Annotated in this window: 22 protein-coding genes; 12 read left to right on the top strand and 10 right to left on the bottom strand. The window is 50.6% G+C overall.

Translation table 11 applies throughout. From position 1 onward, the window contains the following. Window positions 1-69: 69 nt before the first annotated feature. Genes ACO0LI_RS12965 through ACO0LI_RS12950 form a run of 4 tightly spaced genes read right to left on the bottom strand, consistent with a single transcriptional unit; the run spans window position 70 to window position 6,190 of the window. Window positions 70-3,324 carry a DUF6603 domain-containing protein gene (locus tag ACO0LI_RS12965; RefSeq protein ID WP_423032891.1) on the bottom strand — a complete coding sequence of 1,085 codons (3,255 nt, stop codon included), beginning with the start codon at window positions 3,322-3,324 and terminating at the stop codon, window positions 70-72. 41 nt (window positions 3,325-3,365) lie between these two features. Further along, entirely contained in the window at window positions 3,366-3,887 is a 522-nt protein-coding gene (locus tag ACO0LI_RS12960; protein WP_423032890.1) for a hypothetical protein, read from the bottom strand. A 40-nt stretch (window positions 3,888-3,927) separates the two neighbouring features. Continuing rightward, window positions 3,928-5,121 carry a hypothetical protein gene (locus tag ACO0LI_RS12955; protein ID WP_423032889.1) on the bottom strand — a complete coding sequence of 398 codons (1,194 nt, stop codon included), beginning with the start codon at window positions 5,119-5,121 and terminating at the stop codon, window positions 3,928-3,930. A gap of 49 nt (window positions 5,122-5,170) precedes the next feature. Beyond that, complete coding sequence (locus tag ACO0LI_RS12950; protein WP_423032888.1) at window positions 5,171-6,190, bottom strand: hypothetical protein; 1,020 nt, start codon at window positions 6,188-6,190, stop codon at window positions 5,171-5,173. A 407-nt stretch (window positions 6,191-6,597) separates the two neighbouring features. Between ACO0LI_RS12950 and ylqF the strand changes: the two genes are divergently transcribed. Next, window positions 6,598-7,530, top strand: a complete 933-nt coding sequence (ylqF, locus tag ACO0LI_RS12945; protein ID WP_162059699.1) for a ribosome biogenesis GTPase YlqF — start codon at window positions 6,598-6,600, stop codon at window positions 7,528-7,530. Continuing rightward, window positions 7,527-8,312, top strand: a complete 786-nt coding sequence (locus ACO0LI_RS12940) for an enoyl-CoA hydratase (protein ID WP_423032887.1) — start codon at window positions 7,527-7,529, stop codon at window positions 8,310-8,312. Before ylqF ends, ACO0LI_RS12940 begins: the two co-directional genes overlap by 4 nt. On the opposite strand, the gene ACO0LI_RS12935 is transcribed toward ACO0LI_RS12940, so the two are convergent. Continuing rightward, window positions 8,313-8,744 (bottom strand): hypothetical protein, encoded by a 432-nt coding sequence (locus ACO0LI_RS12935; RefSeq protein ID WP_162059697.1) that lies wholly within the window; start codon window positions 8,742-8,744, stop codon window positions 8,313-8,315. A 530-nt stretch (window positions 8,745-9,274) separates the two neighbouring features. Then, a complete protein-coding gene (locus ACO0LI_RS12930) occupies window positions 9,275-9,943 on the bottom strand; it encodes a GntR family transcriptional regulator (RefSeq protein WP_162042205.1) in 669 nt (222 codons plus the stop codon). Between the two features lie 338 nt (window positions 9,944-10,281). Here ACO0LI_RS12930 and ACO0LI_RS12925 point away from each other — a divergent pair, with 338 nt between their 5' ends. Both ACO0LI_RS12925 and ACO0LI_RS12920 read left to right on the top strand, forming a co-directional pair. Continuing rightward, on the top strand, window positions 10,282-11,049 hold the full coding sequence (locus ACO0LI_RS12925; protein WP_423032886.1) for a helix-turn-helix domain-containing protein: 768 nt from the start codon (window positions 10,282-10,284) through the stop codon (window positions 11,047-11,049). A gap of 166 nt (window positions 11,050-11,215) precedes the next feature. Then, window positions 11,216-12,358 (top strand): ABC transporter substrate-binding protein, encoded by a 1,143-nt coding sequence (locus ACO0LI_RS12920; RefSeq protein ID WP_423032885.1) that lies wholly within the window; start codon window positions 11,216-11,218, stop codon window positions 12,356-12,358. A gap of 66 nt (window positions 12,359-12,424) precedes the next feature. Here the strand turns inward: ACO0LI_RS12920 and ACO0LI_RS12915 are convergent, their stop codons facing one another. After that, on the bottom strand, window positions 12,425-13,366 hold the full coding sequence (locus ACO0LI_RS12915) for a 4-hydroxyproline epimerase (protein ID WP_423032884.1): 942 nt from the start codon (window positions 13,364-13,366) through the stop codon (window positions 12,425-12,427). 195 nt (window positions 13,367-13,561) lie between these two features. Continuing rightward, window positions 13,562-14,116, bottom strand: coding sequence for an SRPBCC family protein (locus ACO0LI_RS12910; protein WP_423032883.1), 555 nt, complete (start codon window positions 14,114-14,116; stop codon window positions 13,562-13,564). Window positions 14,117-14,263: 147 nt separating this feature from the next. Between ACO0LI_RS12910 and ACO0LI_RS12905 the strand changes: the two genes are divergently transcribed. The 7 genes from ACO0LI_RS12905 to ACO0LI_RS12875 all read left to right on the top strand — a co-directional run bounded on the left by ACO0LI_RS12905 (window position 14,264) and on the right by ACO0LI_RS12875 (window position 21,260). Further along, window positions 14,264-16,282 (top strand): TonB family protein, encoded by a 2,019-nt coding sequence (locus ACO0LI_RS12905; protein WP_423032882.1) that lies wholly within the window; start codon window positions 14,264-14,266, stop codon window positions 16,280-16,282. 69 nt (window positions 16,283-16,351) lie between these two features. Then, complete coding sequence (locus ACO0LI_RS12900) at window positions 16,352-17,407, top strand: rhomboid family intramembrane serine protease (protein WP_423032881.1); 1,056 nt, start codon at window positions 16,352-16,354, stop codon at window positions 17,405-17,407. A gap of 5 nt (window positions 17,408-17,412) precedes the next feature. Continuing rightward, entirely contained in the window at window positions 17,413-17,649 is a 237-nt protein-coding gene (locus ACO0LI_RS12895; RefSeq protein ID WP_423032880.1) for a hypothetical protein, read from the top strand. Window positions 17,650-17,772: 123 nt separating this feature from the next. Beyond that, window positions 17,773-17,973, top strand: a complete 201-nt coding sequence (locus ACO0LI_RS12890; protein WP_423032879.1) for a hypothetical protein — start codon at window positions 17,773-17,775, stop codon at window positions 17,971-17,973. A 57-nt stretch (window positions 17,974-18,030) separates the two neighbouring features. Continuing rightward, window positions 18,031-18,807, top strand: coding sequence for a prolipoprotein diacylglyceryl transferase family protein (locus ACO0LI_RS12885; RefSeq protein WP_423032878.1), 777 nt, complete (start codon window positions 18,031-18,033; stop codon window positions 18,805-18,807). Beyond that, window positions 18,788-19,780: a hypothetical protein gene (locus tag ACO0LI_RS12880; RefSeq protein ID WP_423032877.1), complete on the top strand. Its 993-nt coding sequence runs from the start codon at window positions 18,788-18,790 to the stop codon at window positions 19,778-19,780. Before ACO0LI_RS12885 ends, ACO0LI_RS12880 begins: the two co-directional genes overlap by 20 nt. A 1-nt stretch (window position 19,781) precedes the next feature. Next, on the top strand, window positions 19,782-21,260 hold the full coding sequence (locus ACO0LI_RS12875) for a radical SAM protein (protein ID WP_423032876.1): 1,479 nt from the start codon (window positions 19,782-19,784) through the stop codon (window positions 21,258-21,260). Window positions 21,261-21,310: 50 nt separating this feature from the next. On the opposite strand, the gene ACO0LI_RS12870 is transcribed toward ACO0LI_RS12875, so the two are convergent. Then, window positions 21,311-22,648 (bottom strand): hypothetical protein, encoded by a 1,338-nt coding sequence (locus tag ACO0LI_RS12870; protein ID WP_423032875.1) that lies wholly within the window; start codon window positions 22,646-22,648, stop codon window positions 21,311-21,313. 113 nt (window positions 22,649-22,761) lie between these two features. Here ACO0LI_RS12870 and ACO0LI_RS12865 point away from each other — a divergent pair, with 113 nt between their 5' ends. Then, on the top strand, window positions 22,762-23,403 hold the full coding sequence (locus ACO0LI_RS12865) for a tRNA-uridine aminocarboxypropyltransferase (protein WP_423032874.1): 642 nt from the start codon (window positions 22,762-22,764) through the stop codon (window positions 23,401-23,403). 85 nt (window positions 23,404-23,488) lie between these two features. On the opposite strand, the gene ACO0LI_RS12860 is transcribed toward ACO0LI_RS12865, so the two are convergent. After that, window positions 23,489-24,403 (bottom strand): LysR family transcriptional regulator, encoded by a 915-nt coding sequence (locus ACO0LI_RS12860; RefSeq protein ID WP_423032873.1) that lies wholly within the window; start codon window positions 24,401-24,403, stop codon window positions 23,489-23,491. Between the last annotated feature and the right edge of the window lie 26 nt (window positions 24,404-24,429).

Below are 24,429 nucleotides of genomic sequence, written 5' to 3'. Positions count from 1 at the left end.
AAAAAATATTCATCTATGCATTATTTGTTGCGCTATTCCATACAAGCTGCAATTGCCAGGCTGCGGTTGCTAGGCCGCTATTGCTTCCCCCAGTACACCCACCAGTGGCCAGTCAGTCAGCGCTTCTGTCGTTGCCATGGCTGTCAGGTTCAGTTGCGCAGACGTATAAGTAGCAAAGCCATTGGCCATCAGATCATCCAGCACGGTATTGCGCTGGCTGCTGACCCAGCTGTTCGTCAGCGAGCTGAGTACATAATTCTGGTTCGTCAACGCTTGCGCGCTGGCGCCTGTGACATTGATCTGCAATTCCTCCGCCGGGCTGGTGATGGTTGAGGTCACCGTGTAATTCTGGTTGGATTGTTGCGATGTATAGCTGAAGGTAGTCTGGTTACCTGCCGTAAAAATCAACTGTATCAATGGCACATTGTTGACCGTCAATGGATTGCGTGGCAGGGCCGTGATATTGAAACCCATCAGTGTATGTGGCAGCAGGGCTGCAGCATTGGCGTCCTTGCTGGCATTCGGGTCACCCCAGAGGGCAGTGTTCGAATTACCCAGCACAGGCTGTATCTGAACTTCATTGATGTAGTCAGTGAAGTTACCGTTATTGTCTGCCTTGGTCAGCGTGATGGTATGTATGGTCTGCACACCCGAAAGCTTCATGGGTTTGACGCTGATCGTCGTGTTCCATATCTGTGTGCTGGAGTAAGACTCGCTGGCCGCCACCAGATGTGGCAAGGCTGTGGTGCTGGCAATGGGCAACACATTGGGTATTGTCGTTGTCGTGCTGCTGCCGGTACTCCAGCGTGCGACATTCGACGGTATGGTCGAGGCCGTCATCAACTGGAACTGATTTGGATCAATGATCCAGTTCCAGGCGCGGCCTTGTGCATCAACGATGTCCTGTTGCAGCAAGCCTACGGCAACGGATGCAGACGCATTAGTGTCGGTGCTGGCATTGCTACCATTACTGCCTGCTGCCAGTTTTTGTGTGCGGGCCGATTGCTGCATGTTCAACATGCCCATGCTGCGTGCAGAGACAGACTTGACAGAGTTTGACGATGTTGAACCGCTGCCAGGCAAGAAGTTATCTGCCACATTCTGCCAGCTGACAGGTGCAGGGTTCGGTGTAGAAGAACCAAAGCTGATGGTGAAGCTGACGATGTCGAGATCAACTTCAGCACGGCCACCAAATGATGGCCCCCATACCTGCAGATTCGCGCCCACACTGACACGTATCGTGAACAGGCCAAGATCAACCGAGCAGCCTACATTGACATAGGCATCTGCACGATAGACAAACGGTGCCCAGGCGATCAAAAAATCCATGCCGCAATTGAACCAGGCCTTGATGGAACCGAGCGAAAAGCTGGCAGAAAACTGCATGCCCGCCATGAACATGGCCGGTGTCAGCGCCAGGTAAGATGAGCCCGAGGCCTGGAAAGGCCCGAGCGCAAAACCCATTTGCATACGGGGTACGGCTGGGTACCAGGCTGGTTTGCTGTATGCACTGTTATAGCCGCCCAGCGTTACAACAAAGTCACCCTTGTGGGCACCGCTGAACCAGATATTGAAGGCAAAGCCACCGCTGATCTTGACGAAGTCGCCATACAGGTAGGACGCAGGTGTGACCACGCCAGCCACGGACAGTGCACCACTGTCCGGAGTGAACGAGGCGACGATATCGATTTCTATATACGCGAGCGGGCTGCTGGCTCCCTTGGGCAAGGTAATGGAGCAGGAACCCAGCAAACCTATCTGGGTGCTGACACCAAACGATACCGTGACCAGGGCAAAGGCCGACACCATATTGAAAGACGTGAACTGTATGCCAGCCGCCACCCAGTATTGCCCAGGCTGGTTGGTCACAACGGGATTGGTGCCACTGGCCAGCTGTGTCAGCACAGCGCTAAAGGCCGCACCGGCATTCGATGGTTGCGCCGGTGCCTTGCCTGGTAACAGCAGGTAGCCGGGCAGGGTAGCAATGGTAGGCAGGTTCAACGCATAGTTGACACCAAAACCAAAGGCCAGGCCGGATACATACAAGAAAGGCGGGCCACCCAAAGGCACCTGCAAATTGGCATAGATGAAGAAGGAGGCCGGATTATTATTCTGCGCAGGGGCATAACCGCCTATGGCCTTGAAACCATAATTGGCAACCTGAACGACGACTTCACCAAAATAATTCGTGATGTCGTTCTGTTTGACTTTCAGGAAAGCGCCACCCAGACGCAGATTGCCACGCTGGAAATCCATCGCGAGGCCATCCAGGTCAAAACTGACCGTGTTACCTGCTGGCATGCCAGGCAAGGGCAGGGGGAAGGTGATGGACAGGCCTTGCAAGTCCAGCGAAAAACCACCCATGGAAAACCCGGCAGACAGACCAAACGTCGCTTCACCGCTTTTATAATTCAGACCAATCTTTTGCAGATCAACCGGGCCAAAAGTCTTGTTGATATTGATCCAGTTGATGGGGCTGGCTGGCGGGCTGGCTTTGACACTACCACTAGCCTGGTAATAAGTGGCTGGTGCAGTAGAAGCCGGGGCAGCAGGCAAGGCCATGGGCAAGGAGAAATTACTGACTGCAGTATTGCTGCCCTTTCGCAGCAGACCTGCAGTAAATGCAAAGCCTTTTTTATTGAGGCTGAATGTAGTCTGGTCACCTTTCGTATCTATCGCATAGGTATTGCTTTGATTCGAGGTCGGTGAACCGGCTGGCTTTAATGGATTACTGCTTTTCGACACCTGGGGGATATTGAAGCTGACAGGCTTGCCATTATTCTGTGCCGGGTCAGCATTGGTATAGCTGAAGCCCAGATGCTGTAGTGTAAATTCATTAAACACCGGTATGCTGCCAACCAGGGGCAAATCCTTGAATGCCAGGTTGGTGTCTATCGAAGCACCGACCACATAGTTGCTGGTAGCAGAACCACTGGTCAGGATAGTGTCTGCATAAAAACTGAAACCGAATGTCTCAGTGCTGCTGCCATTCTGATAGACCAGTTCAAACTTGGCTGCCATGCCCATTTCTGTCGTCGTTGCACCAGTAGCAGGTTTGGTATAGGTGATTTGCCCGGCCACATAGTCGATGATAGCTTCCAGGTTCAGTTCCGGTGGGAATTGCACATCGACGCCAAATTGCTGACCGATATAGCTCATGAACTTGCCTATATCAATCGTGGCATCCGTCACCGAACCACTGAAGGTGTAAACAGATCCGCTTGATTTGCTTTCCACTTCCGCGCTCAGCGAAACAGGAACCGAACCGATTTGCAGGTTCAGGCCGAGGGTAAGGTCTATAGCAGTATTGGATGTGGTAGGCATGGCGGCGCGGAGTCTGGATTATTCAGGGTTGATCAAGGTGATCAGGATTGACTGCTGGCAGAAAACGAAATCGCCAGACTCTCTATCTTGAGCCAGTTCGACAAGACAGGAGGCAAAGCAATCAGGCCGACGTCAGGATTGGAGCCTTCTACATCAAGATTGAAAGAAAACAGAAATTCTTTAGTCGTTGAATTGAGGCTGAATTCATAAATGTTGACCAGCGTCTGGTTACTGGCATTGAAATTGGCCGGATTCATATTGGGGAATGCCTGGCTGATCAATGCCATGCCAGAGTTGCTGGAAACATCGCCGCCACCAAGTTTGGTATTGATGAAGTTGATGACATCACCAAGATAAATCGTGACAGGCGGATCAAATGGTTCACGGTCAAGCTTGAACAAAAAACCGTTGCTGGCACCTGCCTGCGAACCATCCTGACCCAGCACAATTTCTGAAGCCAGCGGTACATCCTGTTCGCCTATGACCAGCGTGGTTTTAAAATTAATCGTTGTACCCATGGTCCGCGCACCTTCGTTTTCAATAGAGGATAGTTCTATATTCATTTGCCACTTATTTGCCGCTTATTTACCGCTTATTTACCGCTTACTTGACGTAAGCAACGGCAATACTGAAATCCTTGACGCCAAAACTGTCGCTGAACAGGCCCAGGTAAGAACCACCATTAGCGGTGGCATTCATGGCTATCTCGACAGAAAATTCACTGATCGTGCCTGTCGAAGTATCGGCTACGGTGGCAAAATCAAAGGTTTCCAGTGTCAGCTTGTTTGATATGCCGGTGTTGAAACTGCCGTCACTCATGAGGTCACAGAGTATTTGCGACACCGGCAGGTTTTGTGGATTTTCAAGAGTGCCGGTGACAGAAAAAGTGGGGTCGGATCTGGTCGGCATCTGCATCGCCAGATCATAGCTAAAATCCGGCGGCACACTGGGCGGGCTGGTCTGTTTATCGTAAGGGTAGAGCGCAATCGTGCCGTTAAGCCCCCAGGTCGGTATCGGCTTGCTGAGGGGATCGCTGACACTGATCCAGATCGCCAACGGGTTCAGGAATAGTGCATTCGGATACAGCGGTATATTGACGATGCCTATTGAGGTCGAGACATTGTTGACACTGATACTCAGCGTAGGCGTAGTCTTCACATACAGCGACAATTCCAGCGACAGGAGATTCAAGGTCGTGCTGGCCGGGTTGTAGTAATTGGTCGGCAGCGTGGTTGGGAACATGCTGGAAAACTGTGCGCCCGGCACCAGGAAATTCAGGTCGCTCAAACCTATGCCAAAGTTGTCGAACGTGGCGCTCATGGTGAACAGACCATTGCTCATCGGTATCTGCGTGGTCACATTTCCGCTGCCACGGCCTATCTTGACGGCGGTATTCAGATTGAACTGATCCGTGGTCGGATCATCATCGATGGTGGCGGATTGTGGCGTAGTGTTCTTGATCGTCAGGCTGGCCGCCTGCATGAGCTGGCCACCAATGACGGGAATGCAGGCTGCCAGCGCGCTCAGTATCGCTGCATTATTGCTCGACGTCAGCTCAATGTTGAGCACATTGTTGGTGGTCGTGACTGTGCCCGTCATCGGCACCGTCGTCATGCCCAGCATTTTTGACAATACACTCATGGCCTTACCAGTCGCCTGCAAATCCAGATTGGCACTGAAGCTCGTGCCGCTGATCGGTGAGCCTGACGGTACATCAAATACCAAAATACTGAGTATGGAATTACTCAGTGCCGGGTAAGTGCCACCATAGACATCAGTAAATTTCCAGTAAGCCATGCGCTATGCCCCTGCTGTTCTTGGTTGGATGAGGTTGAATGAGGTTAAGTTAAGTAGCGACTGGCAATACGCTGAATTCGGTAATGACGGGTAGGTGATCTGACACCGTATTGTAGGCATTCAGTACTGCCCGGCCCCTGGCTGGATACAAATCATCTGGAGGGTCGAAAGTAGTGTTCTTGGCTTCCCCGATAAGGTCAGCCACTTCTTCCATGCCAGTACTAATGACAATATTTGGCGTTACCCAGGAAATATTATTGTCATACGGGGCGCTCAGGTAAACCGCCGATCCTGCCTGATTATTGTCCAGACGCTTCCGTACGCTAGAGAGCGAATTATTCGCCAGTTCAGTTCCATAATTTGCCAGATTGCTGAATGGACTTACCGCCACACCGTTACCGTTCATATAGGTATCAGTTGGCTGGCAATTGAAGTCGCCCAGGAAAAAGGTGTTCCTCACTGCCGCAGAAGGAGTGTTCACCAGTTGCCTGCAAAAATCGATGGGAGGGCGCATCCTTACGGCGGCACCGCCACTCGGTGGCGGGTCATGTATGCCAGAGAAACGCAGCGAGGTAGCTGGTTGTGACACTACATTGAAGGTGGCGACTAATGGCGTCCTGCCAGGCAGGTATGCATCGGTAACGGTATTGCGCTCCAGTGCGAGCGCAGTTGGTGTCAACTCTTTGGTGTTAAAGATAAAGCCCACGGTTTCATGCCGCCCTGTGACCACCGGCACGATGTACTCGTAAGTGAAATCCTGAGGGTTATGGCCCATGGCGACAACTGCGGCATTCATGGCGTCGCGTATGGCAACCAATGTGGGCAAGCAATTGCCGGATACATTGGCCCCTTTGCGGCTGCCGCCAGTCTTGAGTTCTATGACTACAAACAGATCAACAGGGGCAGAAGAAATAACACCTTCCCATTGTTCTGCACCCATGACGACATTGGTGACAAAATCAAGGACGGTATTGCCCATGCCATAGGACTGGAACAAAGGCTGGAAAGCGTTGGGCTTGGTCAGTTTATTGAGACTGACATTTTTCAGATTCCAGGAAATTACCTTCATCGCTCATCTGCCTATGGTTATGTAAGCTATAAAACAATAAAATTCCTACTGCTGTGCTGCTTGTCTCTGCCCGTCCTGTTACCTGCCTTGTTGCTTGTCAGCACGAGTTTTCCCGCACCCGGTTTGCGGGTGAACAACTTGCTTGAATTTCCTGCGGGGAAATGTTTCAGTCGCTAATAAAAATACAACAAATCATGGATTAGAAAAATAGCATCCACATACAAATTAATCAACTAAATTTACAATTCTGGCAAAAATATTAAACATTAATGTCTTTTTGTACATCAATAGCTTCAGCCTACTTCAGATAAATGCCGGGCTTTGCTGGCATCGCCAGCAAAATCCGGCGCAAGCAGGGCAGACTTCCGTACAATGTCGCTTTGTTTTTGCCAAAAAGAAGAATAAGCATGTCCATACAATGGTTCCCCGGCCACATGAACGCCGCCCGCAAGAAGGCGGCGGAAACCATGGAAAACACCGACCTGGTGATAGAAGTGCAGGATGCCCGCATTCCACAAGCCTCGTGCAACCCCATGGTGGAGTCGTTGCGTACCTTTCGCCAGCGTCCCTGTCTGAAGATATTGAACAAGGCCGACCTGGCTGACCCGAATGCCACCAAGGCCTGGCTGGATTTCTACAATGCCCAAAAAGGCGTGTTCGCCGTTGCCCTGAGTTGTAAAAAACCGTCTGATGTAGCAAAAGTGCCTGGCCTGGCTTTGAAGCTGGCCCCGCATCGTGGCGTGCCGACCAAACCGCTGCGCATGATGATCATGGGCATACCCAATGTCGGTAAATCGACCTTGATGAATGCCTTGCTCAAGAAACGTGTCGCCAATGTCGGTGATGAACCGGCCGTGACCAAGACCCAGCAGCGCCTGTACCTGGGCAAGAACATGATCTTGACCGATACCCCCGGCATGCTGTGGCCCAAGATAGAACATCCTACTGACGGTTTGATGCTGGCTGCCAGCCATGCAGTCGGCGTAAATGCGCTGATTGAGGAAGAAATCGCAACCTTCCTGGCAGAGCAATTGCTGATTCATTACCCAAAATTTATCACTGCGCGTTACGGCTTTCCGGTCGAAGGTATAGATGCAGTCTCTGTCATTGAAGGCGTGGCCAAGAAACGTGGCTACAAGCTCAAAGGTGGCGACTGGGACTACGAAAAAGCTTCCCACACCCTGTTGCTTGATTACCGCAGCGGTGCCCTGGGCCGCGTGAGCCTGGAAACCCCAGCCAGCCGCGAACATTTGCTGGCGACCTATGTGCCGCCAGTCTTGTTGGGGCAGGGCAAGAGCGTGCAGACTGGCATGGAGCCAGAACAGGAAGATGCTGAATGAGTACTGCTGCAGACTCGCCTTTTGTATTGCGTAACGATGTCGCCGGTGTCAGCACCCTGACATTGAACCGTGGCGAGCGCTTTAACCCCCTGTCTGAAGAAATGCTGGCTGCCTTGCAGTCTGAGTTCAAGGCTGTCGCAGTTGATGAAAATGTGCGGGTAGTAGTGCTGGCTGCTGCTGGCAAGGCATTTTGTGCTGGCCATGACCTGAAGCAAATGCAGGCCCATCCATCTGAAGATTATTACAAGAACTTGTTCCAGCAATGCAGCAAGTTCATGCTGGCTATCCAGAAATTACCCCAACCCGTCATCGCCCGCGTGCAGGGCCTGGCGACAGCAGCCGGTTGCCAGTTGGTGGGCATGTGTGACCTGGCTGTTGCCAGTGACAATGCCAGCTTTGCCGTATCTGGCGTGAATGTCGGCCTGTTCTGTTCCACACCTGCTGTCGCCTTGTCACGCAATGTCTCGCGCAAGCAGGCGATGGAAATGTTGCTGACCGGTGATTTTATCGATGCGCAAACTGCCTTGCAGCGTGGTCTCATCAATCGCGTTGTCAGTACTGATGAACTTGATGCCTGTGTGGCAGAGTTGACTGCCAGCATCATCGCCAAGCCCGCACTGGCTATCAGCATGGGTAAGCAATTATTCTATAAACAGCTGGAAATGGGAGTGGAAGCCGCGTATCAACTGGCCGGGCAGACCATGGCTTGCAATATGCTGGATGATACTGCGCAAGAAGGGGTACAGGCTTTCCTGGAAAAACGCAGACCTGACTGGACTTGATTATTGTTCTGGTTCTTTGGACCTGAGATGGTCAGCGATCACCGCACCAAGCGAACACCAGACTCCGGCTACAAAGCAGGTATATAAGACTGCATATGAGGTGGGGAGTTGGGCAGGATTGTCGCTATAGGTAAAACTGGCATAGGTATAGACCAGCGCCGTGGTGGCAATACCCAACAGATAGCCATGCATCATAGGCGATTTTTCAGCCAGATACCCAACCAGCAAGCCTGGCACCACATACTGTGCAAAGCCAAAGATGGCCATGAATAGCTGGTTTCCCCATAAGCCGGTATCCGTATTCACCAGTGTTGGTGGTGCCATCGAGGCCTTCAGCAACGCAATAAATATGAAATACAGCAGACCATACACAACGGTCGAGACAGCGATCGCCTGAGTGTTGGGTTTGGAAATAAAAGGGTGGAATGCCATAGGGGCAAGATTATACTCTTAGCTGCTGAAGATTTGGGCACAATTGAGTGGGTTTTGTGGCATTCTTTAAGGGCATGTTTCGCCAAGCTATGGGAGGAGTTTGAGCTGCAATCTCATTAACGTCATTCCAGCGTGTTTTTGGCTGGAATCTAGCGTCGTTCGTAGCAGGCCGTGAAGTAATTTTCTTGTCCAGCTTTTCAATACCTATATCCAGCATTTACGATTGCCGGCCGGTGGTAGACCGGCGGCTACCCACCAAAGGTGGGCCAAAAAGGCGACCCAGGCATAGCCGCCCCTTCGGGGTTCCCGTTTGTGCAGTACAAAAATGGGAAGGCCCGAAACTCGCTGCGCTCAGACAGCGGTCCTTCTCGATCCATTTTCTGTACTGCACAAACGGCGTCTACACATGGGAACTGCAGAAAGTCAAAAGCAAGCCCAACGTCAAAAGCAACCTCGACGTCACTTAGACCTCGGACATATTCGTTGGATTGTAGCCAACGGGAGTTTCTAAACCCCCCAAGATGCCAAGCCTACCCAATCACCTTACGCGCAAACGACTCCAGATAATCCATCAAACCATCCGCCGCCTTGGCTGCCTGCTCCTCATTGCCTTTGGCAATCGCCTTGGCAACCAGCATATGGCAGCGGGCGCCTTCTTCTATGTCGCCTTCGTGCTGGAAGGCGTACCAGAAGCGGCGACATTTGATGATCAACGGGATCACGGCAGCGACGGCTGAAGGGTTGCGGCAGGCTTCGTGGACAACATGGTCGAGGGCCTGGTCGGCTGCCATGTAGTCATTGAGGTCATTGCGTTTGGCGGCGACCAGCATTTTGTCGGCGCATTCTATGATGTCCTTGCGGTGCTGTGGCGTGGCGCGGCGGGCGGCGCTGGCGCCTATCAGGCGTTCGATGACGCGGCGGGTTTCTATCAGCGTCATGTGCTCGGCAGCTTCGATGTCGCTGATGATCAGGCCGCGCCTGGGCATTTGCTGTATCAAGCCGTTTGATGACATGCGCATCAAGGCTTCGCGCAGCGGCGTACGGCCCAGGCCGGTTCTTTCTACCAGTTCAGACTCGACTACGGGTGAGCCAGGTTTTAACTGCAGCGTGACGATCATGCTTTCTATCGCGTCATAGGCAACGTCGGCTGCGCGTAATTTGGGAGCGAAAGCGGGTGTTTTTTCAGGAGTAGCAAGCATCAGATATCCATGTTCTGTATTTTGTATGGATTTTACCTATTCGAGTACGAATTTTACCTTGTAAAAAGCCAGTATTATCAAATTCTGCGCGTTTTTATAAAACTTTTGCACTTTTTTGACATATGGCAATATATTCCTGCCTTCAATTTTGCCATGGACTATCCTTATTTGCTGGTGATTTACGCAGAAATCGGCACAGGAATAGATTCTAGACTGAATTATGGTTTAAGCTCCACATTTCAAATATAATTTAAATATATTTATAAATTAAGTTAATTGCAACACAATATTTTTCCTTGTTATTCTTTTTTTGTCTCTTCATTGATGGAGTTGATTAATTGACGCTGCCAGCATCCCCTTTTCCAGCACAGCAAAAACGTCAGCAAATGGCCAGCCAGATGGCCAATGTGTTTTTTGCTGAAAGCCTGTTCGATGCCATGCCCGACATCGTGTTTTTTGTGAAGGACGATGAGGGGCGTTATCTGGTGGTTAATCACACCCTGGTCAGGCGCTGTGGTGTCCGGGACAAGGATGCCTTGATAGGCAAGAGGGCAGAAGAGGTATTCCCATCCTCACTGGCAACCAGCTATGCCACACAGGATGCGCTGGTGCTGAGTGGGAAAAAAGAAATCCATGACCAGCTGGAGCTGCACCTGTACCCGAACCGTTCGCCAGGCTGGTGCCTGACGCAAAAAATCCCCTTGCGCGATACCCGCCACAACATTATAGGCATGACAGGCATCTCACGCGACCTGGCCATGCCTGACCAGCGTCATCCCGTGTATGCCAAGATTGCGGCTGCGGTAAAACACCTGCATCAAAACTATACGCAAACCATCGCCATGGCAGACCTGGTCAAGCTGACTGGTCTGTCGGTGGCGCAACTGGAGCGCAATTTCCACAAGATATTCTCCCTTACCCCGAGACAGATGATGGTCAAGATACGTCTTGATGCTGCCTCGTCCTTGCTGGCTGAGTCACAATTAAGCATTACCGATATTGCTGTTGCTTGTGGTTACCAAGACCACAGCGCGTTTTCGCGTATCTTTAAGGCGACAGTGGGCATGACACCCAGTGAATACCGTGACGTAGTAGTGCGTAGTTAAAAAGTAACAAAAGTTTCTTTTTGATCATCAAATAGTCATCCGGACGACAATCTTTGGTCTCAATGTGTTTTACTCTTTGGGCAATGCTTTGCAGAAACTCTGCCTCGCAGGAAACAAAAAATTTCTGGCATCTTGCACAGAAGTAAAGAAAAGCACTGGAGACAATATGTTTGTAAAATTAAATCGCTGCAAAGCGATGGCTAGGCTTTTGCTCGTCAATTTGATGTTGTGCTGTAGTGTGAGTGCCTACGCAGATGGGAATGACATCGTCATCGGTCAGTCAACTGCATTGACCGGCATCCTGGCTGAACTGGGAGTTGCGCATTCCACCGGTGCCAAAGCCTATTTTGATTATGTGAATTCACAGGGTGGCGTGAATGGCCGCAAGATACGCCTGGTCACCCTGGATGATGCATATGACGCTAAAAAGTCTCTTGCCAACGCAAAACAGCTTATAGAAAAAGAAAAAGCCGTAGCCCTGTTCGGCATGCTGGGCACACCAGCCAATACTGCCTTGCTGCCAGTGCTGGAAGAAGCCAATATCCTGAGCTTTGCCCCGGTCACCGGTGCTGACGTGGTGCGCAAGCCATTTAACCGCCGCATCTTCAATATCCGTGCTGGATACACGACAGAGACAGAAAAGATTATTGATCACCTGAACGTACGTGGCATCAAGAAGATCGGTGTGGTGGTACAGAACAATGCCTTTGGCAAGGAAGGCCTGGCTGGCATAGAACAGGCTATCGCCAAACATCAGTTGAAGTTAACGGCAACAGTCAGTATCAACAGCGATTCTTCTGACCTCGACAAGGCTGTCAGTGCCATGGAAGCAGCCGATGTACAGACCATCATCCTGATCACTGCAGGCAAGCCATCCAGCGATTTTATTCAGGCCTTCAACAAGAAGGTCAAAGGCATGCAGTATTTTGCGCTGTCGGTACTGGCGTCACAGGCTGGTATTACAGCCTTGGGCAAGGATGGAGTGGGCGTGATTATTTCCCAGGTCCTGCCTTTCCCTTACTCTGCTACGACAGCCCTGGTACGTGAATACCAAAAGGTCATGGGCAAGATGAACGTCAAGGAATATTCTTATCTGGGTATAGAAGGTTTTCTGGATGCCAAGGTGTTTGTCGAAGCTATCAAGCGCGCAGGCAAAGATGTCAACAGCGAGCGCCTGATCACGGCATTAGAGGGTATGGGGCGTACAGACTTTGACGGCTTTATCGTCAACTTTGGTAAGAATAACCACCAGGGTTCTGATTATGCTGAGCTGACTGTAGTGTCCAAAGATGGGCGGTTTTTGCGTTAATACTTTGCGCTGAATGATATCGCAAACTGATCCCGCGTTTTTACCGGGATCAGTTTGCAGACGTGCTTATTGACGTATGCCCCAGACAAAGGGGTCGCGTTCATCCAGTAATAACTGTGCTTCTGCATTCACAAAGGCACTGCCGCGCAGGCTGGGCAAGACCTTGCCATCTGCCGCATGGCGATAGCTGGCTTCAAACACGCTCCCCAGTATGCTTTCTTGTCGCCAGACCTGGCCTTCCTTGAGTTTTTCATCTGCTGCCAGACAGGCCAGCTTGGCGCTGGTGCCAGTGCCGCAGGGTGATCTGTCATAGGCTTTGCCGGGGCAGAGCACAAAGTTCTGGCTATGGTTGTCCGTTGAGAGTGGCGGGCCAAATAACTCGACATGATCGATCAGTGCACCGTTTTCACCGGTAATGCCCTGGTTTTCCAGTGCCTGTCTGACGCGCCAGCTAAAGTCTGTCAATTGTTCTACATTCGACAGGCGCAGGTCTTGCCCATGCTGGTTGATCAAAAAGAACCAGTTGCCACCCCAGGCAATGTCGCCGCTGATCTGCCCATGTCCGGCTACATCAATCTGTACGGCATGGCGGTAACGGTAGGCAGGTACATTGTGCACGGTCACGGTGTTGTCGGCATGCAGTTCTGCCTCGACGATGCCGACCGGCGTTTCTATCCTATGCTTGCCCGCCTCGATCTTGCCCTGATAGGCGAGAGTGACGATGAAGCCTATCATGCCGTGGCCGCACATACCCAGATAACCGACGTTATTGAAAAATATCACGCCAGCCGTGCAGGACGGGTCATGCGGTGCACACGCCAGCGCGCCGACGATGACATCAGAACCACGTGGTTCACAGACGGTGGCTGAACGGTAGTGATCAAATTGCTCACGAAATACTAGCAGGCGGGCAGCCAGGTCAGCTGTGCCAAGATCCGGGCCGCCATCAACAATAATCCGGGTAGGTTCACCACCAGTATGCGAATCAATGACTGAGATTTTTTTCATGGTTTTTGCCAGTATGGGATGAGTTTGCTGAATCATGGTTTCCATGCACAAGAAAACCTGATTCATGATGAAATGATGATCGACGTCAGCTTAGGTAAAAACGCTGTGCCTGTCTTGACACAAATTCAGCAGACGTACGACGAAATCAGCATAGTCATGTTGGCAATATGATCTCGCACCCAGAGTGCAGATTTGCTAATCCACCTTGCCAGTATTGGCAAAATTTTTGTAACGCGTGATTTGCTCGCCCAGCATGTTGTCTGCCATTGGTGCAATTTTTTCAAAACCGCCCAACATATATCCACCTACGCTATAGGTCAGGACCAATTTACTCAGCGTCTGGCTTTTTTCAGCAGGTTTTTGCGGGATAAAATCCCAGCTCATGCTGCCAGCCAGGCCATGGGCCTGCAAGGGGCCGAGTGCGCCAGACATGCGCAAGGCTTTGCCAGGCGCAGCATGTACCACACTCAAATGCTGTACGCCACCACCATTCGGGTATTTCTCGCAGAAACAGCCACCGGGTCTGGCATCTATGCTCAGGTTCTTGGTGTTATGGGTATAGGTGTGTGAAGGACTCCACCAGTTGCTGACGTTGACCAGCAGCTCGTAGGCTTCTTCAGGTGGTATATTCAACAGCACTTCATGACGTATCTGGAAACCATTACTGCTTATATTGATAACTTCTGCCAGAGCAGGAGTAGCCAGGCAGAGCAGGGCAGAGGCGGTGAGGATGCGAAAGCGAGGGGTCATGTTTTGCTCCTGTTTGGTGGGCCATCAAATTCAAATCGTGAATTTCTGATGCTGAAGCACTTTTTTGATGCATACAGATGGTAAAGTACGTTTCGCATTTTGACCATGCGATAATCTTCAGCCATGAGAGAAAATTGAACCTGTTGCATGAATCTGTATCCAGACCACACTGAAAATGCCATGCCCAAAGAGATCAAGCAGCGCCTTATTGGCGGTTTGCTCATTTCTCTCGCCGTGCATATATTTATTTTGTGTTTGCAGTTTGGCTTGCCTGGCCTGGGTATGCCCGGCGTGGAAGCGCCGTGGAACAAACGCAGGGCTGAGTCACCACAAATCACTGTACAGATTGCCAATTCAACACCAGCAAATAATGACAAACCTGTCGCTGCCAGCGCTGCGGCTGAATCATCGGCACCAGTAGTGCCAATGACACCAATAACACCTGTCACCCCCAAGTCTGATCCTACACCCGCATCTACTGTTGCTGCAGTCAGCGTGAAAGAAAGTGGCGCAACTGCAAAAACCGAGAGTAAGGCTGCCACTTCTGGGATTCGCCTGGTTGCACCACAAAAAGCGGCACCTGCTCCCGCACCGGTACAGACCAAAGTTGCCAGCAAGCCGCGCGCACCTCAAAAAACCAAAGCCAACACGGCACCACCCCAGGCCCAGCAGCGCAAAGTCATGGCACCAGATGTGGCCCGTGTGATCACCCAGGATATAGCCCGTGAAGAAAGCTTCGCCATGGCTGTGCCCAATCCCGATGACCTGCCCAAAAAAGCAGATGCAGAACCCGACCCTAAGAAGCAATATGACAACATAGCGCAAGAAGGCGTGGAGCAGGAAACACCGCAAGAAAAAGCTGCCAAAGAACAGGCAAGAGAACAAAAACGCAAAAAGCGTGAAGAACAGATGCGCAAGCAGGCCGAGGAACTGGCGCAGCAAAGCGATACCAATGGCAAGGCAGAACTCCAGCAATTAAGCAAACAATTCGACGAAGAAAACCGCAAACTCGCCGATGAAGCCAGCCGCAAGGCGGCAGCCGCACTGGCCCTGCAAAAACAACTGGAAGCAGAAGAACAAAATCGCCGCGCCCAACGCGAAGCAGCCCAGGCTGAAGAAGTCAAACTGGCAGAGCAAAAACGCCAGGACGACAATAAGCGCCAGGAAGAAGAAAGACAGCAAAAATCCCAGCAACTGGCCCAGGCACAGAAAGAACAGCAGCAAGCCAAAGAACAACAACAGCTGAAAGAAAAAGAACAGCAAGTCGCGCTGGAAGCGGAAAAACGCAAGCAGGAAGAACAGCGCCAGCAAGCAGCGGTACGTCAAAAACAACAAGAAGAGCAAGTCGCCAGACAAAAGCAGGATGAACAATTAGCGAAACAAAAAGCCGAAGAGCTGGCTGCAAAACAAAAGGCTGACGAACAGCGTGCCCAAGCCCAAGCCCAAGCCCAAGCCCAAGCCCAAGCCCAAGCCCAAGCCCAAGCCCAAGCCCAAGCCCAAGCCCAAGCACAAGCACAAGCACAAGCACAAGCTGCTGCCGCTGCCAAAGCTGCTGCCCAGGCCGCCTCCAATAACCAGTCTGCAAACACGGGCATCAATCCTGGTGCAAATACCGGGCAGCAAAACAATGGCTCTGCCACCACGCCGGGCAATGGCAGCAATCAGGGGAACAAGTCTGATCCTTTCAGCCTGCCTAAAAATATTACCGGTGGTGACCTGGCAAGCCGGGCCAGGGACCAGGCACGCGGGCTCGATGTCTTGCGTGGTACGCCGCCTTTGCCACGCAATGATGCAGAAGAAAAGCCACGTCGCCGCAGCCTGTTTGGTAGCCAGGACAAAGATGTTCCCTTGCGTCTGTATATCGATAGCTGGAAGCAAAAAATCGAACGTAATGGCAATCTGAATTATTCGCAAATTTCCAAGGACAGGGCTCGTGGTGATCCTGTCGTGGTGGTTTCCATACGCAGTGACGGTAGCGTAGAAGAAATCACTATCTTGCGTTCCAGCGGGCGCGCCGACATCGATGAGGCAGTACGCCGTATCGTTCGCGTGAATGCCAAATACGCTGCCTTCCCACCGAATATCGCAGCTCAGTATGACGTCATAGAAATACGCCGTATCTGGAATTTTGACGACAATCTGAGATTGATAGAAGAGCTGCGCTAGTTGTGTGAAATATTCTGCTGGCTGGATTTTTTCGGCTTCATGCCAGCCAGGTAAATTCAATCATCATTCATGACAAAATTTAAAAACTATTCCAGCGTTTCCATCGTGCTGATTGCACTGAGTGCTTTGGTTGCACTCACTTCCAGCTTTGGTGGGACGATAGAGAACCTGCGCATTCTTTTCATAACCGACCCGGATCATGCCGGGTTCGCCGATGTTTTATCAGGCCAGATCTGGCGCTTGCTGACACCTGCCTTCATCCATTTCGGCCCCATGCATCTGATCTTTAATTTGCTGTGGGTGTGGGATCTGGGCATCGTCATTGAAAACAGAAAAGGTCCGCGCTTTTATCTGGGCTTTTTTCTGATTGCGGCAGTCATTTCAAATATCGCGCAATACCTGCTGACAGATAATCCCTATTTTGGTGGCATGTCGGGCGTTATATATGGCTTATTTTCCTATGTCTGGATACGTGGCCGCTATGACCCCGCCTTTAACGGCATCATGCGCAAGGCCACAGTGAATATGATGCTGGCCTGGTTTGTATTGTGCTGGACCGGCTTGCTTGGCCCCATCGCAAATTGGGCGCACACCATGGGATTGCTGGTTGGCGCTGCCTGGGCCTATATTGAGTGCAAGAAGCTGGGGCTGACGCAATCTTCTTTGCCGCTACCGGCCAACGTGGCACAAAACCTGGAATATTTTTCTACTGCCGATATCCTCAAGGCAGAATCATTACGAGATTGGGTCAGACAGCAATACCTGCCAGAAGCGAGAGCACAATTTGACACCATAGAAGGCAAGCTCAAAATCATCGAAGTGATCTTGCAGCAAAAACCAATAGAGGCACGGCCAGCACATGAAGTGCAGGCACTGGAAATAGTATTTGCCGATGCCTTGGTACAAGAGACAGGTTTGAAATGGGCCGTGATCGATAACGACCAGAAACGCATCTTTGTCATGACTACGGCAGATGCGCCGCCAGTCATTTTCAGCCTTGTTCCTGCCAGTAAAATCATGCAGGCAGTCATTGACACAAACAAGGATGTAAATTTGGCTGCATTGTTCAAAACCAGTGTGCAAACCATACGTGAAAATCTCCGGCAGCGTACAAATACGGAATAAAGATAATGAATCTGCAGAAAATTGTCCGTGTCATCGCCATGATGATTTGTCTGATATTGATGATCGGCTTTGGTCTATGCGGTCTCGCGGGTCTTGCTTTTTTAGGGAACACCCATTTCGATCTCGTTGTGCTGGGTCTGGTTACGCTTGGTTTAAGTATCAGTCTTGTTTGTGGCTTTCTGCTCAAGAAGCTTTTTGTATCTACACACAAATCTGATCATGACAAGCAAGAGCCAGGCTAAGCAGCTATCCAGGGATTTCAGGCAAGTCATTTCAAATCAGAACTTATTTACGAGACGGGGTAAGCCTTGCTACATACTTGGGCTATGATGTTCATTAGTTAAATGGGATAAACATTATTTGTCATGCGCAATTTAAATAACTTTTTTCGTGCATTCTTCATCCTCCTTTGTCTTATTCCAATGGTAGGTTTTGGTGCCTGTGGCGCGTTTGGAATATTTTTTGCAGTCATCAGTTTCAGCTTCATTCCACTCGCCTATGGCGTTGCAGGTTTGCTCATTTGTGCTTTGCTGTATAAATTAATTGGTAAGATCGCGTCCAAATAAATTACTCATCTACCCAGCCTGCAGCGTTCTGCGTGCTTCGTTCCAGTTCTGCATTCAATGAAACTTTACGTATTTTCAGCAAGTACCGCCCATCTTTTGCATTTCATTTTTGAATGGCTGGCAATTGCCATTGGTGTGCAGTTATACCGCCGTCAGCGCGCATACCAGCAACAGGCAGGCATACTGGCACCCGGACATTATGGTGTGATCATCGGTTGTGTACTGGGTGCTGCAATAGGCAATAAAGCAGCCTTCTGGATGGAGTTCCCGCATATGTGGGCGGCCGCAACAGCTAACTTGCAGATATTGATGTCAGGCCAGTCCATCGTCGGTGGTTTGCTGGGTGGTTTGATCGGTGTCGAGTTTGCCAAGTTCCTGCTCAAACAACCGCAATCAACCGGCGACAATTTTGTTTTACCCTTGATGGTGGCGACGGTCATAGGCCGCATAGGCTGTTTCCTGGCGGGGCTCAACGACGGCACCTATGGCAATGCCACGGGTCTGCCATGGGGCATCGATTTTGGTGATGGCATCGCGCGCCATCCCACCCAGATTTACGACATGATCTTTGTTCTGGCATGGGGCGGCTTTTTATTGCGATTCAGGCAGGCATGGCAAAACCAGTCTGGCCTGATGTTCAAAATGTACCTAGCTGGCTACTTGTTCTGGCGCTTGCTCATCGATGGTATCAAACCTGTGCCTTACTATTATTTTTCTTGTTTAAGTGGCATACAGGTTTTGTGCATTATTGCGCTTGCGATTTACTTACCTTTGCTTGTGCGACAGATGTTGAAATTGAATATGGGAGAACGCAATGCAATCAAGCCAACATAAAAATTCACGAATTGCAATGCTGGTGGTGGCGCTGAGTTTGATAGGTGGGACTGGTTGTGTGCATTATTTGATAGCGAGATCCGCATCGGAAACAAATGAGCAAAGAGATGCCCGGTTGGCGCTTCAGCAGAAAGAAAACCAGGACAGATTTCAGCGTGAAGCCTTGCGACAACAAGAGGAACAAAAGCAAGAGGCGCTAAAAATACAAAAACGTGAGCAGGAGGAGCAGCAAAAGACAGATGCATTGGTAAAAGGTGCAAGTGCCAATGACCCCTATTCAAAAACCTACCTTGCGATTGAATATTTGAAGCCTAATGGCAAGTTTCCCAGGGATGTTTTGAAGGGCTTGAGTTTGCTTAAGAGTGCAGTCGGTGATAAATATCCTGAAGCTGAATACTTGTATGGATGGTTGTTAATTCAGGGAGCACTTGACAACGGACAATACAAACTGAAGCTTAAACCGAGCGAGTTGGCACTTTCACCGGAGACTGGAGTAAGATTAATTTCCACAGTAGCAAGCAAAAAGTGCAGCATTTACTTGGATGATGTAAAGATCGGACCAGACAAGGAAATTTATCGATTGCCTGCGTTCTATTCCCCCTCCGGTGATTTGATGAAGATCTATTCCGATGGCAGATATATTTCAAGGGATAGAAGTAAAGCTGAATTATGGTTCGCTCGTACAATTCTTCATTGCGATGAGTATTTTGAGCTTTCACAAAGGCAACCCTTACGTTACGTGGGTTATGAATATTTTTCTGACGCAAAAACACTGGCATTCTTCATGCTTCGAAGCACACGGCAGGATATGAAAGAGAGACCTGAGGACGTGGAGCGCAAACGCCAATTTTTGAAAACACTAAAGCCTGAGCAAGTTCAGGAGGCAAATGTGATTGTTGAAGAATTGCGTTTTTCTGCCCGTAAGTCAGAGCAAGAGTATCCAGCACCACTTCCATTTGTGATGAAAAAATAATATGTCCCGAAAAGTCCGCCCTTATCTGTTTTATGACACCACCAGTTCGGTGTGTTCGAGTTGCCTGCACCCTGTAGAAGCAAAAATCATCTTCAAGGATGACAAGGTCTATATGGACAAGTGGTGCCGTGCGCATGGTACTGAGCGCGTGCTGGTCAGTGATGATGTTGAATACTACAGGCTGTGCCGCGAAGTATTCGTCAAACACCCTGAAATGCCGCAAATCTTTAATACTAAAATGGAATATGGCTGCCCTTATGACTGTGGTTTGTGTCCTGACCACATGCAGCATTCCTGCCTGTCCATCGTGGAGATTACCGACAACTGCAATTTGAATTGCCCGGTCTGTTATGCCGAGAGTGGTACCCATCGCGAACAGCACAAACCATTGGCTGAGATTATCAAGATGCTTGATACGGTAGTTGCCAATGAAGGCGAGGCCGATGTCATGCAATTGTCAGGCGGTGAGCCAACGCTGCATCCGCAATTTTGGGAAATCCTGGACGCTGCCAAGGCACGCCCCATCAAGCATGTCATGGTCAATACCAATGGCATCGTGCTCGCGCAGGACAAGGCCTTTGTTGAGCGTCTGGCGAGCTATGCGCCGGGTGTGGAAGTCTATCTGCAATTTGATTCTTTCCGGGCAGAAGTGCACAAGGTCTTGCGCGGCGCGGATCTGCGTCGCATACGCCAGCAGGCGCTGGAAAACCTGAATGCAGTTAATCTGTCTACCACTCTGGTCGTGACCTTGAAAAAAGGTTTGAATGATGATGAGATAGGCGACATCATTAATTTTGGGCTGACCCAAAAATGCGTACGCGGCGTGACCTTGCAACCGATACAGGATGCAGGACGTGTCGAGAACTATGACCCGCGCCTGCACAGATTGACAGTATCAGAAATACGCAGAAAAATTACCGAGCAATGCAGCCTGTTCAGTCTCAAGGATATCGTACCTGTACCTTGTAATCCAGATACGCTGGCGATGGCGTATGCCTTAAAAACAGAGGAAAAGACCGTTCCGCTCACGCGCTATCTTGACCCGCAATCTCTGGTGGAGGGCAGTGGCAATACCATCGTCTTTGAGCGTGATGAGAATTTAAAACAGGGCATGAAAGACCAGATTTTCAAACTCTTCTCGACCAATCATTCGCCAGAGTCTCAGGCCAATTGTCTGTCTGAATTGATGTGTTGTCTGCCCTTGATCTCGGCGCCGCAAAACCTCAAATATGACAATGTCTTTCGCGTGCTGATCGTGCAGTTCATGGACGCTTATTCCCTGGACGTACGCGCATTGAAAAAATCTTGCATCCATTTCGCCCTGCCAGATGGCAAGATGATACCGTTTGAGAGTTATAACCTGTTATACAGGGAAGCCAGCAGGCTCAAAGAGATACGCAGCAGCATTGCGAGACAAACCATGGATAGACTGCCAGAAGGGAAGAAGCAGAAACACATCCCGTTGGTAGAAATCAACTGAAAAATGCCAGCCAGTGTAAGCAAGGCTGGCATGTGTTGGCATGTCTTATATCATGGCAAGGCAGCAGGCTTGGCCAGATAGCTGGTTGAATAAGTCTTGAACTGCCCACCATCGGTATTGATGGAAGTCTGGTTCACTTCACCCGTGCTGAACACCGCACCCAGGCCACCAACTGCGACCATTTCCGATGCATGTGTGAGGAAATAGCGTACCTTGTTGTCGCGGTATTTACCTGACGAGCCGCCTATCTGGGTCGATGGCACGCCCAGCGGGGTTTGCCACCACAGGACGGGCAATTGCAAACCCTGATAATAGGTTTTGGCCAGCGCGAAATGGTCCTTGAAATTAGGTGAAGTCAGGTTCGACTCATCCCAGTACCAGCCCGTGCCTGCGCGTGAGCAATAAGCTACTTGCGGTACGGTTTCAAAACAGCCTGCATCCCTGTCCAGGGTTTGCATGACGATGAAATCTGCCTTGTCTGCACCCAGCTTCAGCATATAAGACATGGCAGTTGAGTGCAGGTCTTCAAACAGGGCAGGGGGAAAGCCAACATAGGCATTTGGCGCAATGGCTCTCGCCATCTGCATGAGGCACTGGCTTATACCGGCGACGCTATTCGGCTGGTTCGCGCAGTCAGGATTATTGTTGACCTGCGCTGGCACGGTGGCCGGGTCGGCGTTATTGGATATCCTTTGCGTATAACCCCAAAAGTCAGGCTCAAAATTGACCAGTACCGGTTTGCCATAGGTTTTGATTTGCTGGAACATAAGACGTACATTGTCCCAATAGCCTTTCATGAACGTCGTATTGGTCAGGCCGCTCAGATTGCCGTCACCATTACTGGCCATCTGGTACAAAGTGAACATGGGGATGGCGCCCAGCTTGTCGGCATTTTGCGCAACGATCTGGACATAAGCACCAGAAGGGCTGTTCCAGGTTGGCCATGAACCAGCACCGACACCGACCAGGTATTGGTCATAGATGTCTGGTGTAATGTTTTGCTTTTGTACATCCGCCAGATCGGCACTGCCCAGACCCACCAGAAAACGCGTAGGCTTGCCGAGCTTGGCTGCCAGTGCAGCGGCTTTTTTCTCCAGCGTGACGACCGTTGTACCAGTACCGGTGCCTGTGCCGGTCGTAGTACCCGTACCCGTACCTGTACCTGTACCAGTGGTGGTACCCGTCGTGGTTCCAGTACCAGTCGTTGTACCTGTAGTAGTTCCGGTGCCTGTACCCGTAGTTGTGCCAGTGGTTGTTCCGGTAGTACCAGTTGTGGTACCTGTAGTCGTGGTGCCGGTAGTTGTCGCTGCAGTCGAGCCACCGCCACCACCACCGCAAGCACTGGTTGCCACGAGCAGGCTTGCTGCAAGGATAGTTGGGAGTTTCATAAGACTAGAAATAAAGTGTCAGAGGTTCTGTTCATGATAGACGATGCCTTTACGACTTTGCCTGAAACCATTTCAAGCTTGCCGCTTAAATAACAATCCTTCACAATGTTGGCATGTCAGAACCCAAGCCCAAAAGAAAATCCTGCCCACGATGCCAGCGCCCATCCACAGCCTGCATATGCAACTGGGTTTGCAGCATTGCCAATGCACCTGAAGTATTACTGCTGCAACATCCCCTGGAAGTCAACAATGCCAAGGGTAGCGCACGCCTGCTGGACCTGTGCCTGCAAGATTCAAGGATGGTGGAAGGCGAGCAGTTTGATGAGCAATTATTGACTGACTTGCTGCAAGCTGGTGGCAAACAGGCTGTATTGCTTTATCCTGCAACCACGAAAAATGATGCGCAGGACCTGCAATACGAAGCAGCAGAATTTGTTGCGCAAGACCATGCATTGACGAATATACGCCTGGTGATCATAGACGCGACCTGGCGCAAAAGCCGCAAGATGCTGTACCTGAACCCGCTGCTGCAACAACTACCCCGCCTGAGCCTGCAAGACATGCCAGCCTCACACTACCGTATACGCAAGGCGCATGCTCCAGATCAGTTATCGACACTTGAGGCGGCTTGTTATGCATTGATGCAACTGGAGCAGGATGAGGGGAAATATCAGCCCTTGATTGAGGCGTTTGATGGGTTTGTCGGGCAGCAGATGGGGTTCAGGATTAACCCGGCATTAATTGATTCCGCTTGATTGTCATAAAGTGATTGACCAGCTTATCCCGGCTATTGCTGTGCAGGGATGTGTTTCTAAGCGACGTGTGCGAAACCAATCGGTATTATCGAAGTGTTGATGCAGTCAGTGCAATTTGTTCGCGCAGCCATTGCTGTGCCGGATGAGTATCATTGCGACTATGCCACATCAAATCATAGTTGATTTCCGGCATGGCGACAGGTGGTGGAAATGCAGCCAGCTTGCGCCAGTCGCAGGAATGCTGGGCTATGCGTTTTAGCACTGTTGATACCATATCTGTCTTTGCGACGACTGAAGGTGCCGCAAACATTTGTGGCAAGGTGAGCCCTAAGTTGCGGCGCTTGCCCAGATGTACCAATGCTTGATCGACCATGCCATAGCGGTCACCCTCTGGAGACACCAACAAATGAGTTAGCTTGAGAAATGTTTGCATATTCATGCCATCTGTTATTTCAGGATGGTCTCGACGTACAATGGTAATAAATTCGTCACGCATGATTGTCTGTGTCAATATCCGCTTTTCAGCCACACTGGGCGGTGCCCCAATCGCAACGTCTATGGTTCCTGCATCCAGTAAATCGACTGCACTGTCGCGGCTGCCTATTCCATGCACCGCCAAGGATATCCCTTTCCCGTGATTCTCCATTGCTTTCACAATGATGGGCAATAAGACAAAGGCAGGATACTCAGACAAGCCAAGCGTGAATGTAATTGATGCATTCGCTGGTTCGAAGCGGGGTTTGGGTAACAGCGCTTTTTCAATTTGCTTTAATGCCTGTGAAACAGGTTCTGCGAGATCTCTTGCCTTTGGTGTCAGCAGCAGGCCATGCGCGCTGCGCAGGAATAACTGATCATTGAACAGCGTGCGCAGTCGGGACAGGGCAGCACTCATTGCAGGCTGGCTGACACCGACATGGGCAGCAGCGCGTGTCACATTGCGCTCGTTGACAAGGGCATCGAAGGCGGCCAGCAGATTAAGGTCTATCCCGTGGAAATCCATATATCAATTTTTCTATTTTGGCAGAC

The sequence above is a fragment of the Undibacterium sp. Tian12W genome (genome assembly GCF_049339405.1).
In the GTDB taxonomy this organism is placed as follows: domain Bacteria; phylum Pseudomonadota; class Gammaproteobacteria; order Burkholderiales; family Burkholderiaceae_D; genus Undibacterium.
This window is presented reverse-complemented; position numbering and strand designations above follow the sequence as displayed.